The organism is Pseudoclavibacter endophyticus (assembly GCF_008831085.1).
Taxonomy (GTDB): domain Bacteria; phylum Actinomycetota; class Actinomycetes; order Actinomycetales; family Microbacteriaceae; genus Pseudoclavibacter; species Pseudoclavibacter endophyticus.
In genome coordinates, this window is record NZ_WBJY01000001.1 from 1,117,393 (window position 1) to 1,132,607 (window position 15,215).

Below are 15,215 nucleotides of genomic sequence, written 5' to 3' on the forward strand. Positions count from 1 at the left end.
GGTCGTCGACCTCGGCGAGGAGGCACTGCGGCGCCGCAGGCCCGCGTCAGTCGTCGATGGCGTCGCGCAGGAGCACGGCCGTCGAGACCGCGGCGAGGGCCGCCTCCGCGCCCTTGTCCTCGGTCGAGCCGTCGAGGCCGGCGCGGTCGAGCGCCTGCTGCTCGGTGTCGCACGTGAGCACACCGAACCCGACGGGCACGCCGGTGTGCGTCGTCACGTCGGTGAGCCCCATCGTCGCGGCCTGGCACACATACTCGAAGTGGGGTGTGCCGCCGCGGATCACGACGCCGAGCGCGACGATTGCGTCGACCTCCGTCTCGGCGACGTTGGAAGCCACGACCGGCAGCTCGAACGTGCCCGGCACGCGCAGTTCGACGACGTCGTCGACGCCCGCCTGACGCAGCGCGCGCCTGGCTCCGTCGAGGAGTCCGTTCATCACTTGCTCGTGCCAGCTCGCGGCGATGATGGCGACGCGGAGTCCGCTGCCGTCGATGGTGAGGTTGGGGGCGCCGTGTCCGGCCATGTGCTGCTCCTTGGCGTTCGGGGTGTTCTCGGGGTCGTTCTGCGGTTGCCCTGCGCATGGGTGTCGCGGCGCCGGTGCGAGGGGATGCTCTGCCGCGCGGGCCGGGCGCCGGGAGGCGTCACCGGTCGTGGTCGCGCCGCCAGTCGGCGAGGGCGGTGATCGTGACGAGGGCGAGCCCCAGGTCGGCAGCCAGGGCGGCCGCGTCGGGCACCCGCATCATGTCGCCGTCGTCGAGGACAAGCTCGGCGATGGCGCCGACGGTGCCCACACCCGCGAGTCGCACGAGATCGACGGCGGCCTCGGTGTGCCCGGCTCGCGCGAACACGCCCTCGTCGACTGCGCGAAGCGGCAGCACGTGGCCGGGCCGGATGAGGTCTGCTGCCGTGGCACCGGGGGCGCCGAGTGCGCGGAGCGTCGTCGCACGGTCGGCGGCTGAGATGCCGGTCGTCACGCCCTCGGCCGCGTCCACCGAGACGGTGTAGGCCGTCTGGCGCGGGTCTTGTGAGCGGTCGACCATGAGCGGGAGCTCAAGTTCGTCGGCGAGCGCGGCGGGCATGGGAGCGCAGAGGTAGCCGGAGGAATGACGGATCGTCCACGCAAGCCACTCGCGCGTAGCCGTGCGTGCCGCGAAGATGACGTCGACCTCGTTCTCACGATCCTCGTCGTCTGCGACGAGCACGGGCCGCCCGGCTCGGATCTCGTCGATCGCCGCGTCGATGGTCGCGAAGACGATCGTGTCGCCGGCGTCGCCGCGGTCGTCGCTGCTGTCGCGCGGTCCTTGCGCGGAGTCGTGCCCCGTGGGCGCGGCGTCGGCACCGGATGCGGCTTCGCGGGTCATGCAGGTTCCTTTCGGGCGCGAACGGTCTCGCTCGCGGTTGGTGGGCCGTTACCGACGGAGTCGGTCAGCGCCGTGGCCGTTCCCATGCCGGCATCGGCACGGGCGGTCGCGTCGGCGTCGGCGTCGGAATCGGCGTCGGCTGCGTCGCGGGCCGTGCGTGGACGGTGGCGCCGCGCGATCATCAGCACGTCGTCGCCGAGTCGCTCGACGTGCACGGTGCGCCACTGCGCCGCAGCGGCGAGCGTGTCGACGCCGAGGTCGCCGACGACGGGGGCTCCCGCGCCCAGGACGAGTGGCGCAGTGTAGGCGTGCAGTTCATCGACCACGTCGGCGCGCAGGAACGCCGTCGCGAGCGTCGGCCCTCCCTCGATGAGCACGTGCCTGATCTCGCGGCCGCCGAGTTCGGCGAGCACGACGTGCACGTCATGCGTCGCGAGGTGCACGAGCTCGCCGCCGGGCCCGCGCAGCCTGGCGCCGGCCGGCACCTCGCGCGTGCCGACCACGACGCGAAGTGGCTGATGCCCCGCGAGCGCACCGTCGGCGTTGCGGGCGGTGAGCGCAGGGTCGTCGGCGGCCACGGTGCCGGTACCGACGATGATCGCGTCGACCCGCCGCCGCACCTCGTGGGCGTGTGCGCGGGCGAGGTCGCCGGTGATCCACCGGCTCGTGCCGTCGGCGGCCGCGACCCTGCCGTCGAGGGTCGTGGCGACTTTGAGCGTGACGAAGGGCGCGCCGCGCCGCACCGCGGTCGCCCACACGTCGTTGAGGGCGCTCGCGCGCTCGTGCGGTGCGTGGGTGACGCGGATGCCTCGCGTACGGAGGACCTCGGCGCCGCCGGCGGCGAGGCGGTTCGGGTCGGTCACGGCGTACACGACGTGGCCGATGCCCGCGGCCGCGAGCCCCTCTGCGCATGGGGGGGTGCGGCCGGTGTGCGAGCAGGGTTCGAGCGTGACGACGGCTGTCGCGCCCCGGGGATCGATCCCTCGCCTGCGGGCGTCGTGCAGCGCGTCGATCTCCGCGTGCGGCGTGCCCGCACCGCGGTGGTAGCCCTCGCCGATCACGCGGCGCGGGCGTGCATCTCCGACATCGTCGGGCGCCGGGCCACCGCGCGGGGCACCGACGTGGTTGGACCACGCGCCCTCGTCGGGTTCCGGAGCGAGCAGCACGCATCCGACACGCGGATTCGGGCCGTAGACGGGCCCGAGCGCCGCGAGCTCGACCGCGTGCGCCATGGCGGCATCGAGGTCTGCGACGGCGTCGCTGCGGCTGGTCATTGGGTCCTCCGGGTTCGCCCCGGGGGTCGGCGCCGGCACCGACGAGGGTGTCGTCGCGCGCGACGGCACTCCTGCCGCCGCACATGCGTCCTCCCATCCGGACTTTGACCGTCGGCCCTGGAATTCCACCAGATCGGTCCGGTACCAAGGGAACAGGACTCACGGGCTATCACCGTCGGCTCGGATTTTCACCGACCCCGAAGCATGTTGCGTGACTCGAAACGTACCGCATCCGCGGTCGCGCTTGCCGCGTGCGGCGCCACGGCCTATGCGGCATGCCCCGCGCGACCCCGTGGGGAGGCGCACGGCGACGCGGTCCGCTCAGTGGCCGCGCAGCCGGGTGAGATCGCGTCGCTCACGCTTCGTCGGGCGCCCCGCCCCGGGCTCGCGCATCGGCACATAGCCGACGTCGATCGCCTTCGGGCGCGGCGGCGAGTGATCGATCAGGTTGGCGCGGGCCACCTCGGCGCTCCCGCGCTTCTCGATCAGCCCGGTCACCTCGAGGTCGCGGTCGAAGCCCTCGATGCGCACCCGCACCCGATCGCCGATGCGAACGGGCGTGGCCGGCTTGGCCCGGTCGTCGCCGACGCGCACGTGCCCGGCCTTACAGGCGGCCGTCGAGCGGGAGCGCGTCTTGAAGATGCGCACCGCCCACAGCCACACGTCGACCCGCACGCTCATGGGCGCACCCGTTCGTCGTGCTCGTCGATCTCCATTGCGACCGTGAGACGCCGCAGGCTGTCGGCGAGGCCGTCACGTGACTCGGGGTCGAGGTCTTCGAGCAGCTGCCGCTCCGCGGCCACGAGCCGGGTCAGCGCCTCATCGACGCGCACCCGACCGGCATCGGTCATCGTCACGAGCACCCCGCGACCGTCGTGGGGGTCGGCCTCGCGGCGCACGAGGCCACGTGCGGCAAGGCGGTCGAGCCGGTTCGTCATGGTGCCGCTCGACACGAGCGTGATGGCGAGCAGCTGCTTCGGGCTCAGGCGGTGAGGCGCGCCCGCGCGACGAAGCGCCGCGAGCACGTCGAACTCCCAGAGCTCGAGGCCGGTCGCGGCGAATGCCGACTTTCGCACCGTGTCGAGCTGCTTCGCGATGCGCTTGACACGCGAGAAAATCCGCAGCGGGTCGACGTCGAGGTCGGGGCGCTCGCGCTCCCAGTCGCGCACGATCGCGTCGACCGCGTCGACCGCGCCCTCGTGACCGGAATGCTGCTGCATCCCGCCATTATGCCGGGGGCGCCGGGACGCTACGCCCCGGCGTCGCGACGCCACGGCAGCGAGCCCACGACGCGGGCGTCGCCGATCGTGGGCTCGTCGGCGTCGGCCGTGAAACCCTGCGGGTCGAGCACGAGCACGCGGTGTCCTTCGTGCGCGAGGCGCCTCGCCGTCTCGACGAACATGCGCCTGGCGACCTCGCTCAGCGAGTGGACGGCCGTCAGATCGAGAAGGACACGGGTGGGCCCACCTTCATCGATGCCGGGCACGCCGCTGATGCGGCGTGCCACGCGTTCGCCGCCCGAGAACCGGACGGCGCCGAACACCTCCGCCACGAGCCACGCCTCGCCGGCATCGTCGGCGACCTCGTCGATCACGCGGATCACGCTGTGGCTCGGCTGCTCGGCGTCCATGAGGTGCAGCCCCATGTCACGACTGAGCCGCTGGAACAGGTCGACGCCGCGCACGCTGTTGCCCTGGGGGTCGAGGGGCGGCGAGAAGGCGGCGATGCCGAGCTGGCCGGGCAGGGCGCCCACGATGCCCCCGGCCACGCCGCTCTTGGCGGGGATGCCGACCTGCGTGACCCAGTCGCCCGTGGCGTCGTACATGCCGCAGCTCATCATGACGCTGAGCACCTGACGAGCGACGTGCGAGTGCATGACGCGCTCACCCGAGTGCACGAGTCGCCCGCCGTTCGCGAGGGCGGCCGACATGACGGCGAGGTCGCGAACCGTCACCGCGATCGACGACTGTTTCGCGTATCCGCGCACGACCTCTGCCGGGTCGTCGGGGAGGAGGCCCGATGCGCGGAGCATGTGGGCGATGCCGAGGTTGCGGTGGTTGTTCTCGAGCTCCGACTCGAGGACGCTTTCGTCGATGCTCAGCTGGCGCCCGGCGAGCGCCGAGAAGGCGTCGATGATCCGTTCCGTCCGTGCCCCTTCGTCGGCGCCCGGGCCTATGACGAGGCTGTGCGCGGCGATGGCGCCCGCATTGATCATGGGATTGAACGGCCGGCCCGTGCTGGCCTCGAGCGAGAGCTCGTTGAAGGCGTCGCCGCTCGGCTCGACGCTGATGTGCTGGAGGACCGTGTCGAGACCGGAGTCCTGGATCGCCAGCGCGTAGACGAACGGCTTCGCGATCGACTGGATCGTGAACGGCACCTCGTCGTCGCCGACGCTGTACACCTCGCCGTCGATCGTCGCGAGGGCGAGCGCGAGCCGCCCGGGGTCGGCCGACGCGAGCTCCGGGATGTCGTCGGGGAGCTCGCCTTCCTGGTCGGGGGAACAGGCGGTCAGTACCTCGGAAAGGTAGTCCGGCAACGGGGTTTGCATGGCCGTAGTGTGCCCGCATGCCATGATCGGTGGCTGAAACGGCGGCGGTGCCGGCGGTATCGCCGGGAGTGGGGCCCGCCTGCACGCGCTCGCGGACGTCTGGCAGACTTGGTGGGTGCGGCGCGCGCTGCGCGGTCCTCCTTGGTGTAACGGCAGCACAACAGCCTTTGGAGCTGTGGGGTCCAGGTTCGAATCCTGGGGGAGGAGCGGGTGTGTCACTCAGTCGACCCTGTCTCACTCATGCGGCCCTGCCCGGCTCCACCGGCACGGGCGCGCCGCAGCAGCCGTCACGATGGACGCCGGAGCGCTTTGGAGGAACGCCGTGACCGAGACCAACCTCGCCGTGATCGTGCTTGCCGCGGGCGCCGGCACCCGCATGAAGTCGCGCACGCCGAAGGTGCTCCACCGACTCGGCGGGGTTCCTCTCATCGGCCACGTGCTGCACACGGCGGCCGAGCTCGGCGCCGGGCACACGGTCGTGGTCGTGCGGCATGACCGCGACCGTGTCGTCGAGGCCGTGCTGGAGCTCGCGCCCGAGGCCACGATCGCCGACCAGGACGAGATTCCCGGTACCGGCCGAGCCGTCGAGGTCGGGCTCGAAGCCCTCCCAGACGAATTCGGCGGCACGGTCGTCGTGTTGTCGGGCGACGTGCCGCTGCTCGACTCCGGCACCGTCGCGCGACTCGTGCAGGCGCACGTCGAGCGCCGCAACCACCTCACGATGCTCACGGCCGCCTACGACGACCCGAGCGGCTTCGGCCGCGTCGTTCGCAACGAGCACGGGGAATTCGAGGCCATCGTCGAGCACAAGGACGCGACCGAGGCGCAGTTGCGCATCCGTGAGATCAACGCCGGCGTGTACGCGTTCGAGACCGCGACCATTCGCCGTGTCCTCCGCTCGATCGGGCAGGCCAACGCGCAGGGCGAGAAATACCTCACGGATGCCGCTTCCGTCCTGTCGCGCGAGGGCGGCCGCATCGAGGCGGTGCAGGTCACCGACAATTGGCTCGTGCAGGGCGTCAACGACCGGCTCCAGCTCGGCGCGACGGCCGCCGAGTACAACCGTCGCATCATCGCCGAGTGGCAGCGCGAGGGCGTGACGGTGCACGATCCGGCGACCACGATCATCGAGCGCGATGTGACGCTCGCGCCCGACGTCGAGCTCTTCCCCGGCACGCAGCTGCGCGGCGCGACGAGCGTCGCCGAGGGGGCGCTCATCGGGCCCGACACGACGCTCGTCGACTGCGAGGTCGGCGCCGACGCCGTCGTGAAGCGCACCGACGCGACGCTCTCGGTGATCGGGGCACGAGCATCCGTGGGCCCATGGGCGTACCTGCGACCGAACTCGATCGTCGGTGACGACGGCAAGATCGGCACCTTCGTCGAGACGAAGAACACGACGATCGGTACCGGATCGAAGGTGCCCCACCTCAGCTACCTGGGCGACACGACGGTCGGCGAGCAGTCCAACGTGGGTGCCGGCACGATCACGGCCAATTACGACGGCGTCGAGAAGCACCGCACGACCGTCGGCGACCACGTGCGCTCCGGCTCGCACAACGTCTTCGTCGCGCCCGTTACGATTCAAGACGGGGTGTACACGGGAGCCGGCACCGTGGTGCGCAAAGACGTGCCTGCCGGATCACTCGCCATCAGTGTCGCCCCGCAACGCAACATCGAGGGGTGGGTCGTCGCGAACCGCGAGGGCACCGCCGCCGCCGAGGCAGCTGCGCGCGCGAGCGAGCGGGGCCCAGAGAGCACCACGCGAGAATCGGAGTCCATGTGACCGGCATTACCACCCAGGGCGAAAAGCGACTGGTCGTCGTGACGGGGCGGGCGCACACCGACCTCGCCGAGGACATCGCGACGGAGCTCGGGACCGAGCTCGTCGATGTCGAGTCGCGCACCTTCGCCAACGGTGAGATCTACGCCCGATTCGGCGAGAGCATCCGCGGCGCAGACGTGTTCATCATCCAGTCGCACTGCCCGCCCATCAACGAGTGGCTCATGGAGCAGCTCATCATGGTCGACGCCGCGAAGCGTGCGAGCGCGAAGCGCATCACGGTCGTCGCGCCGTTCTACCCGTACGCGCGGCAAGACAAGAAGGGCCGCGGGCGAGAGCCGATCTCGGCCAGGCTCGTCGCCGATCTCTACAAGGCCGCCGGAGCTGACCGCATCATGTCGGTCGACCTGCACGCCGCCCAGATCCAGGGGTTTTTCGACGGCCCGGTCGATCATCTCTTCGCGATGCCGGTGCTCCTCGAGCACTTCCGCTTGAAGCTCGACAGCGCGAACCTCACCGTGGTCTCGCCGGACATGGGCCGCGTGCGCGTCGCCGACATCTGGAGCGATCAACTCGAGGCGCCGCTCGCGATCATCCACAAGCGCCGAGACCCGATGGTCGCGAACGAGGTCACGGTGCACGAGATCGTGGGCGACGTCGAGGGCCGGGTGTGCCTGCTGGTGGACGACCTCATCGACACGGGGGGCACGATCGTCAAGGCCGCGGAGGCGCTCAAGGCGAACGGGGCGCTGCGCGTCGTCGTAGCGGCAACCCACGCGGTGTTCTCGCCGCCTGCCGTCGAGCGGCTTTCGAGCGACGCGGTCGACGAAGTGGTCGTGACGGACACGCTCCCGCTCGGCGACGACAAGCGTTTCGAAAAGCTCACGGTGCTGCCGATCGCTCCGCTCATTGCCAGGGCGATCCACAACGTGTTCCAGGACGCGTCGGTCACCAGCATGTTCGACGGCGCGGCCTGACGTCATCCCTGCGCGGCTGTCGGTGGGTCGTGGGAGGATTCCTCGCAGACCGCTCACCCCTCCGGAAGGCTCATCGATGACCGCTGTCAGCACCCTCTCCGCGTTCGCGACGTCGATCGCCGATGGCACCGTCGAGGTCGTCGACCTCACCACGCCCCTGTCGCCGTCGACCCCGATCCTCACCCTTCCGGCGCCGTTCGCGAACACGCAGGGGCTGTCGACCACCCCGGTGTCGAACTTCGACGACGCCGGCCCCGGGTGGGCGTGGAACGACCTGCACCTCGGCGAGCACGTAGGGACCCACCTCGACGCGCCGACGCACTGGGCGACCGGCCGCGCCGGGCGCAGCGTCGCCGAGATCCAGCTCTCTCGACTCGTCGGTCCCGCCTTCGTGATCGACCGCACGAACGAGGCGGCCGCCGACGCCGACTACCTCCTCGAGCCGGCCGACTTCGAGGCCTTCGAGGCCGAGCACGGGCAGCTGCCGCCGGGCGCGTGGCTGTTGTTCCGCACGGGCTGGGCCGCCCGCGGCGATGACGCCGCGTCGTTCATCAACGCCGACGACACGGGGCCGCACTCGCCCGGCGTCTCCGTCGCCGGCGCCGAATGGCTTGCCGCGCATCCGAACCTCTCGGGCTTCGGCGTCGAGCAGGTCGGCATCGACGCGGGTCAGGCCGGGGGTTTCGACCCGGTCTTCCCCGTGCACCACCACCTCCTCGGCGCCGACAAGTACGGCGTCACGTCGCTGCGCGGCCTCGACCGTCTCCCCGTAGCCGGCGCTACCGTCGTGGTCGCGCCGCTGCCGATCGTGGGCGGCACGGGGGCGCCGGCGCGGGTGCTGGCCTTCGTCGAGCGCGACTAGGGACTCGGCATGCGGTACACGGCTGACGGCGACGAGCCCATCGCGCGAGCCGATGGCGCCGGCGTTCCCGGCGCCTCAGCGGCATCGGGCGAGCCGGAGCGGCCGCGGCGTCGCGGTCGCAGAGCGGGCGCCCCCGAGCCCGACTCCTACGCGCAGCAGTGGCAGGCCGAGCACGACACCCCCGAGCGCGCCGCAGCGGCAACGGCGGATGACCCGTTCGCCGGCGTCGACGAGACCGCGGGCACGGCGCAGTTCGTCGGAATCGACGTGTCGTTCACCGACACCGACGTGACCCCGGTGCGCTCGCAGGCAGGGGCGCCCGGCGCGGCGGCGGCACGGTCGGCACCGCAGCACGCCGAGCGGCTGTCGGCGGCATCCGGTCATGCGTCGGTGCCGAGCGCCGAGCTACCGGTTTCCGAGCTGCCGGTTTCCGAGCTACCGGTTTCCGAGCTGCCGGCGCCCGAGCTCATCGCGGCAACGCTCGTGCGGCTCGGTGTCGGGCACGTGTTCGGTGTCGTCGGTTCCGGCAACTTTGAGCTGGTCGGCGCCCTGCGTGCCCGCGACGTGCCCTTCACGGCCGCGCGGCATGAGGGCGGCGCCGCGACCATGGCCGACGCATTCTCGCGGGTCTCGCGCACGCTGGCCGTCGTTACCACGCACCAGGGCTGTGGGTACACGAACGCGCTCACCGGCATCGCCGAGGCCGCGAAGTCGCGCACGCCGCTGCTCGTCGTCACGGCGGCGGCGCCCGTCGCGCACCCGCACAACAACTTCCAGATGGACCAGGATGCCACGGCGAAGTCGGTCGGCGCGGTCGCGTTGCGCGTGCATTCGGCCGCCACGGCGGTCGACGATGTCGAGCTGGCGTGGCGCACCGCCGTGGTCGATCGCCGCACGGTCGTGCTGAGCGTGCCGATCGACCTGCTGCCCGATTTGGCGCCCGACACGACCGGGCGGTTGCGCGTGCCGGGCGACGGCCCGGCATCGGCGAGGCGGACGGGGGCGGAGGCCGGAGCCGGGGCGCCCGAGCCGGGCACCGATCGACGCGGCGACGGGTTGCACCGCGTTGAGCGCCGTGGCGGCCGGGCCCCGGCATTCGAGATTCAGCAGCTCGTTCAACTCCTTGAGGCGTCCGAGCGCCCCGTGTTCATCGCCGGCCGCGGCGCTCGCGAGGCGGGGCCCGAGATCGCCGCCGTCGCCGAGCATTGGGGCGCCCTGCTCGCGACCAGTGCCGTCGCGAAGGGGCTGTTCCGCGCAGGTGTCGATGGGCGAGCGCTCGACAGCGGAGGCGCCGATCTCGGCATCTCGGGCGGATTTTCGACACCCGTCGCGGCCGAGCTCATCGCGGGGGCCGATCTCGTCGTCGCATGGGGATGCGCACTCAACGACTGGACCACCAGGCGAGGGCGGCTGGTCGAGTCGGTGACGATCGCGCAGGTCGACATCGACGCCATGGCCCTCGGGGCGCACAGGCCGATCGACCTCGGTGTCGTCGGCGATTCGGCATCCGTCGCCAGCGACGTGCTCGCTTCGGCGACGGCCGGGGCAGGTGAAGGTCCGGCGCGCGAGGGGTACCGCACACCCGACGTGCTGGCTCGCATCCGCGATGAGGGCCGGTGGCAGGCGATGCCGTACGACGACCTCGGTTCGAGCACGACCATCGACCCGCGCGCGGTCACGATCGCGCTCGACGAAGCGCTTCCGGCCGAGCGCATCGTCGCCGTCGACAGCGGCAACTTCATGGGCTATCCGAGTCAGTTCCTCGACGTGCCCGACCTCGCCGGCTTCTGCTTCACGCAGGCGTTCCAGGCCGTCGGTCTCGGTCTCGCGACGATCATCGGCGCCGCCGCGGCGCGGCCCGACCGACTGCCGGTGCTCGGTATCGGCGACGGGGGCTTCCACATGGCGGTGGCCGAGCTCGAGACGGCGGTGCGGCTCGGCATCCCGCTCGTCGTCCTCGTCTACAACGACGCGAGCTATGCCGCCGAGGTGCACCACTTCAGCGCTGCGCCGACGCCCGGCGGTGCGGCCGATTTCGAGAGCGTCGTGTTCCCCGACACCGACATCGCGGCGATCGCGCGCGGCTTCGGGGCACAGGGCATCACGGTGCGATCGAACGACGACCTGGCAGCCATGGCTGTCGCGGTGCGCGAGACGGCGCAACACGGAGCCGGTCAGGGCACGCCGCTCGTGATCGACGCGAAGATCGCGTCAGATGGCGGTTCGTGGTGGCTCGCCGAGGCGTTCCTCGCGCACTGATCGCGCGCCGACATCTACCGGCCGTGGTGGTGTCCGGCCCTGCGAACGGACCGGCGCCGTCCGGTCGGCGTCTCGGCCGTCGCGGCGCGGACTGCGCGCGCGAGTTGCGTCGGCCCTTGAAATCCGCTCGTGACGGCAATGTCGCCGATCGTCCGATTGGTCGATTCGATGAGCCGGAGCGCTTCGCGGACACGCCGGTCGGTCAGCAGGCGACCGAGGCTTGTGCCTTCATTGGCCAGTACGCGGCTGAGGTGCCTTGCTGATACCGCGACCTCGGCGGCGATATCGCGGGCGCCGACGTCCGGGTCGCCGTAGAGGCGGTCAACTGCCCGGCGGGCGAGCGTCGCATAATCCCGGCCGCCGGCGTCGTCGAGCGTGTTGCTCAGGGCGCGGACAAACCGCTGCGTCGGCGCGGCGACTGCCGCATCCGACCCATCGCGCTCAATCGCCGCCGACAGCTCGGCCGCCGCGGGCGCTCGCAGCTGTTTCGAGGAAAAGACCGCGGCGCAATCGTCAGGCAATGCCAGGAGCTCTGCCGGGACATCGAGAAAAAGCTGGCGAAAGCCGTTTGAGAACGCGATGTGATACGGCCGCTGCGGAGAATAGACGAGCACGCTGCCTGCCGGTGCCACGTGCGTCGCGTCACCGTCAAAGTAGGTCGCCGTGCCCGAGGTGACCGCGGACACGTATATGGACGCCTTGGGGTCGTCGCGCACCAGCTCGTGCGTGCGGTCGAGCGTCATCGCATCGCTGTCGAACGACATGGCGCCCACGTCGCCCACACGCTGGACAACGCACGTGGCGACCATGGCATCCGACGAGAACGGGCGCATGTTGGCGTCAAAGAGTTCGCGGGAAATGCTGCGCTCCCAGTGGCTGAGCGCTCGAGGTGGTGGCACGTCGAGTGTGCTGAAACGGGTGCGCCGCATTGCGCTCCTTCGGTGGCTCAAGGTGTCCCATATCGTCGCATGCGTGTCCGCAGGCGTCGAACGCCGTGACCGCCGGCCGAATACGTTGTTGTCCACGGCACGACGACGTGCCGGGATGTTGGAGGACACCATGTCAGAGGCGACAGTGCAGGCGCAGCTCCCGACGACGTTCGCGATCATTGGAGCGGGCCCGGCTGGGCTCGGTGCCGCCCGCTCGTTCCTGAGCCTCGGGCTCGAGGTCGAACTCATCGAGCGGCACTCACAACCCGGTGGAATCTGGAACATCGACAACCCCGGGTCGCCGATGTATGCGTCGTGCAACTTCATCTCCAGCCGTGACTACGGCGGTTTCATCGACTTCCCGATGCCGAGCGAGTATCCGCTGTACCCGAAGTGGCATCAGATCCGCGATTACATCCACTCGTTCGCGGACGCCTTCAGCCTGCGCGAACGCACCCGCTTTTCGACGACGGTGACGAACGCCGAGCCGATCGAGACGCCGGGCGGCACCTACTGGCGAGTCTCGTTCGACGACGGAACCACCACCGACTACCGGGGCGTCGTCATCGCGTCGGGCGCGCAGTGGCAGCCCATCCTCCCCAGCGTGCCGGGCGCCGACTCGTTCACCGGCCGCCTCATCCACTCGTCGGAGTATGCCGACCCCGACGAACTGCGCCACGAGCGAGTCCTCGTGGTCGGCGCAGGGAACTCGGGGGTCGACATCGCGGCCGACGCGGCGCATTTCGGTGCCGACGCCATGCTCTCGACCCGCCGGGCTTACTGGTTCCTGCCCAAGGTGCTCTTCGGGCGGTCGGTGCCGGACATCCTGAACGGCGAGTACGAGTTCCCCGAGGGACACCCGCTGCACAACGCGAGCTTCGAACGCGCGTGCGAGGTGATCTTCGAGTCAGTGGGAGAACTTGCCAATTACGGCCTGCCCCGGCCAGATCACGACTTCGGGCTGACACACCCCATCGCCAACAACGAGGCCCTTCACTGCTTCGCGCACAACATGCTGCGCTGGAAGCCGGATCTCGCGAGCATCGACGGCGACACGGTCACCTTCATGGACGGCTCCACCGAGACGCCCGACGTCATCGTGTTCGCGACCGGCTACGACGTGACGACGCCCTACCTCGACGAGGGCATCCTGACCTACCGCGACGGGCACCCCGAGACGATCGTCGGCGCGCTCATCGACGGATACGAAGGCCTCTACATGGCCGGGGCGCTGCATTTCCCCGGCAACACGTTTCCCACCTTCGAGCAGTGCGCGCAGCTCGCCGCCCACGATGCGCGCGCGCTCGTGACGGGCGAGAACGCCGAAAATCTCGCGCGCCTTCGGGCTGAGTACCGACCCGACCTCACCGGAGGCGTGCCACTTCTCGAGTCACGCCGCAATGCCAACCAGGTGCTGCTTCCCGCCCTCGACGCCGCCTTCGATGAGATGGAGGAGCGCTACGGGGTGCCCGCGCTGCGCCGCACCGACCGCGGCCGCTTCGACCGGCTCCGGGCGCCGAGCGCGACGTAGCCCAGACGCACTCAGCGCGCACTCGTGAAGGTGCACAGCCGGTTTTGATCGGATGCGCCCGGCCGAGTTTGCGTGGGCGCGGGGCCGCAGTCGCGCGGACGTGCGGGGCAGTTCGACCCCTACGCGTCGGTGCGGACTTCGCTCCGGTCGCCGGACCACAACGTGTGGAAGATGCCATCGCGGTCGTTACGGCGGTACGTGTGCGCCCCGAAGAAGTCGCGCTGCCCCTGCACGAGCGCGGCGGGCAGACGTTCGGCACCGATCGAGTCGTAGTACGACAGCGACGATGAGAATGCGGGAGCGGGCACGCCAGAGAGGGCGGCGACCGAGACGACGCGGCGCCAGGCCGGAGCACCGTCGGCGACGGCCGATGCGAAGAACTCATCAGCGATCAGCGACTCGAGCCTCCGGTTGCGGCTGTACGCCTCGGCGATGGTGTTGAGGAAACGGGCGCGAATGATGCACCCTTCGCGCCAGATCTTGGCGATCGCCCCAGGATCGAGCGCCCAGCCGTACTCGGCCCCCCCGGCGAGGATTGTGTCGAATCCCTGTGCGTAGGCGATGACCTTCGACGAATACAGGGCGCGGCGCACATCGTCGACGAACGTGTCGCCGACGTCGGCGGGCTGAGGCCTGGCGTCGATCGTCGCGCGCACTGCCGCCCGCTGATCCGCGCGGCCGGAGACACCCCGAGCGAACACGGCCTCGGCAATGCCCGTCGCAGGGACGCCCAGGGCGAGCGCCTGCTGCACGGTCCAGGTGCCAGTGCCCTTCATGCCGGCCGCATCGAGGATCACGTCGACGAGCGGCTTTCCTGTCTCGGCGTCGACCTGCCGCAGCACCTCGGCCGTGATCTGGATGAGGTACGACTCGAGCTCGCCCGAGTCCCACTCGGTGAAGATGTCGGCGATCTGGGCCGGCTCGTAGCCGCCGACGTGGCGCAGCAGGTCGTACGACTCGGCGATGAGCTGCATGTCCGCGTACTCGATGCCGTTGTGCACCATCTTCACGAAGTGACCCGCGCCGTCCGTGCCGATGTGGGTGACGCACGGCTCGCCGTCATCGGCGCGCGCCGCGATCGACGCAAGGATCGGCCCCAGCGTCTCGTACGACTCTGCCGAACCGCCGGGCATGATGCTCGGGCCGTTGAGCGCGCCCTCCTCGCCGCCCGAGATGCCGGCCCCCACGAAGTGGATGCCGGTCTCGCGCACCGCGGCCTCGCGGCGGATGGTGTCGGTGAACAGCGCGTTTCCGCCATCGACGATGATGTCGCCCGGCTCGAAGACCTCGGTGAGCTGGTCGATGACCGCATCGGTCGCTGCGCCCGCCTGCACCATGATGATCGCCGTGCGCGGCCGCTGCAGCGCGTCGGCGAATGCCTGCACCGTCTCGGTGCCGACGAATTCGGCCTCGGGATGCTCGCTCAGCAGTGCGCGCGTGCGCTCGGGCGAGCGGTTGAAGACCGCGACCGTATTGCCCTCTCGGCTTGCGAGGTTGCGGGCGAGGTTCGATCCCATGACGGCGAGACCCACGACGCCGATGTTCGCCGCCGCCTTCGGCGTCTCGCTCGCACTTGGCAGCGGCGCGTCATGCGGCGAGGGGACGGGCGGTTCCTGGGCGGGAATCGGCGACTCGGCGGCGGGAGTGGTCTCGGTCATGCGGCATCCCTTTCGACGAACGACGGTGAGCCG

The 15,215-nt window shown here is 70.7% G+C and carries 12 protein-coding genes, 1 tRNA gene, 1 pseudogene and 1 riboswitch; of the genes and pseudogenes, 6 read left to right on the forward strand and 8 right to left on the reverse strand.

Going from position 1 to position 15,215, the window contains the following annotated elements; translation table 11 throughout:
* Positions 1 to 46 precede the first annotated feature (46 nt).
* The 6 genes and pseudogenes from ribH to F8O04_RS04900 all read right to left on the reverse strand — a co-directional run bounded on the left by ribH (position 47) and on the right by F8O04_RS04900 (position 5,183).
* Positions 47 to 523, reverse strand: a complete 477-nt coding sequence (ribH, locus tag F8O04_RS04875; RefSeq protein WP_158028178.1) for a 6,7-dimethyl-8-ribityllumazine synthase — start codon at positions 521 to 523, stop codon at positions 47 to 49.
* A gap of 124 nt (positions 524 to 647) precedes the next feature.
* A pseudogene (gene ribB, locus F8O04_RS04880) lies at positions 648 to 1,256 on the reverse strand (3,4-dihydroxy-2-butanone-4-phosphate synthase); the annotation flags it as partial.
* A gap of 101 nt (positions 1,257 to 1,357) precedes the next feature.
* Entirely contained in the window at positions 1,358 to 2,635 is a 1,278-nt protein-coding gene (ribD, locus tag F8O04_RS04885; protein ID WP_225734874.1) for a bifunctional diaminohydroxyphosphoribosylaminopyrimidine deaminase/5-amino-6-(5-phosphoribosylamino)uracil reductase RibD, read from the reverse strand.
* A gap of 80 nt (positions 2,636 to 2,715) precedes the next feature.
* Positions 2,716 to 2,844: riboswitch (FMN riboswitch) on the reverse strand.
* 112 nt (positions 2,845 to 2,956) lie between these two features.
* Positions 2,957 to 3,316: an RNA-binding S4 domain-containing protein gene (locus F8O04_RS04890; protein WP_158028180.1), complete on the reverse strand. Its 360-nt coding sequence runs from the start codon at positions 3,314 to 3,316 to the stop codon at positions 2,957 to 2,959.
* Entirely contained in the window at positions 3,313 to 3,855 is a 543-nt protein-coding gene (locus F8O04_RS04895) for a MarR family winged helix-turn-helix transcriptional regulator (RefSeq protein WP_158028181.1), read from the reverse strand. The genes F8O04_RS04890 and F8O04_RS04895 overlap by 4 nt, the downstream gene beginning before the upstream one ends.
* A gap of 29 nt (positions 3,856 to 3,884) precedes the next feature.
* Positions 3,885 to 5,183, reverse strand: coding sequence for a glutaminase (locus F8O04_RS04900; protein ID WP_158028182.1), 1,299 nt, complete (start codon positions 5,181 to 5,183; stop codon positions 3,885 to 3,887).
* A 135-nt stretch (positions 5,184 to 5,318) separates the two neighbouring features.
* Here F8O04_RS04900 and F8O04_RS04905 point away from each other — a divergent pair.
* From F8O04_RS04905 to F8O04_RS04925, 5 genes are all read left to right on the forward strand, one after another.
* A tRNA-Gln gene (locus tag F8O04_RS04905) sits at positions 5,319 to 5,390 on the forward strand.
* Between the two features lie 85 nt (positions 5,391 to 5,475).
* Positions 5,476 to 6,969: a bifunctional UDP-N-acetylglucosamine diphosphorylase/glucosamine-1-phosphate N-acetyltransferase GlmU gene (gene glmU, locus F8O04_RS04910; protein ID WP_158028183.1), complete on the forward strand. Its 1,494-nt coding sequence runs from the start codon at positions 5,476 to 5,478 to the stop codon at positions 6,967 to 6,969.
* Entirely contained in the window at positions 6,966 to 7,943 is a 978-nt protein-coding gene (locus tag F8O04_RS04915) for a ribose-phosphate diphosphokinase (protein ID WP_158028184.1), read from the forward strand. The genes glmU and F8O04_RS04915 overlap by 4 nt, the downstream gene beginning before the upstream one ends.
* A gap of 76 nt (positions 7,944 to 8,019) precedes the next feature.
* A complete protein-coding gene (locus F8O04_RS04920; protein ID WP_158028185.1) occupies positions 8,020 to 8,805 on the forward strand; it encodes a cyclase family protein in 786 nt (261 codons plus the stop codon).
* 9 nt (positions 8,806 to 8,814) lie between these two features.
* Positions 8,815 to 11,064 carry a thiamine pyrophosphate-binding protein gene (locus F8O04_RS04925; RefSeq protein WP_158028186.1) on the forward strand — a complete coding sequence of 750 codons (2,250 nt, stop codon included), beginning with the start codon at positions 8,815 to 8,817 and terminating at the stop codon, positions 11,062 to 11,064.
* 14 nt (positions 11,065 to 11,078) lie between these two features.
* Here F8O04_RS04925 and F8O04_RS04930 read toward each other — a convergent pair whose 3' ends face one another.
* Positions 11,079 to 12,125 (reverse strand): helix-turn-helix transcriptional regulator, encoded by a 1,047-nt coding sequence (locus F8O04_RS04930; RefSeq protein ID WP_188726271.1) that lies wholly within the window; start codon positions 12,123 to 12,125, stop codon positions 11,079 to 11,081.
* Between F8O04_RS04930 and F8O04_RS04935 the strand changes: the two genes are divergently transcribed.
* Positions 12,124 to 13,524: a flavin-containing monooxygenase gene (locus tag F8O04_RS04935; protein WP_188726270.1), complete on the forward strand. Its 1,401-nt coding sequence runs from the start codon at positions 12,124 to 12,126 to the stop codon at positions 13,522 to 13,524. The two genes, F8O04_RS04930 and F8O04_RS04935, sit on opposite strands and share 2 nt — an antisense overlap.
* 119 nt (positions 13,525 to 13,643) lie before the next feature.
* Here the strand turns inward: F8O04_RS04935 and gndA are convergent, their stop codons facing one another.
* Entirely contained in the window at positions 13,644 to 15,041 is a 1,398-nt protein-coding gene (gene gndA, locus F8O04_RS04940) for an NADP-dependent phosphogluconate dehydrogenase (RefSeq protein ID WP_229741741.1), read from the reverse strand.
* Positions 15,042 to 15,215: the final 174 nt, after the last annotated feature.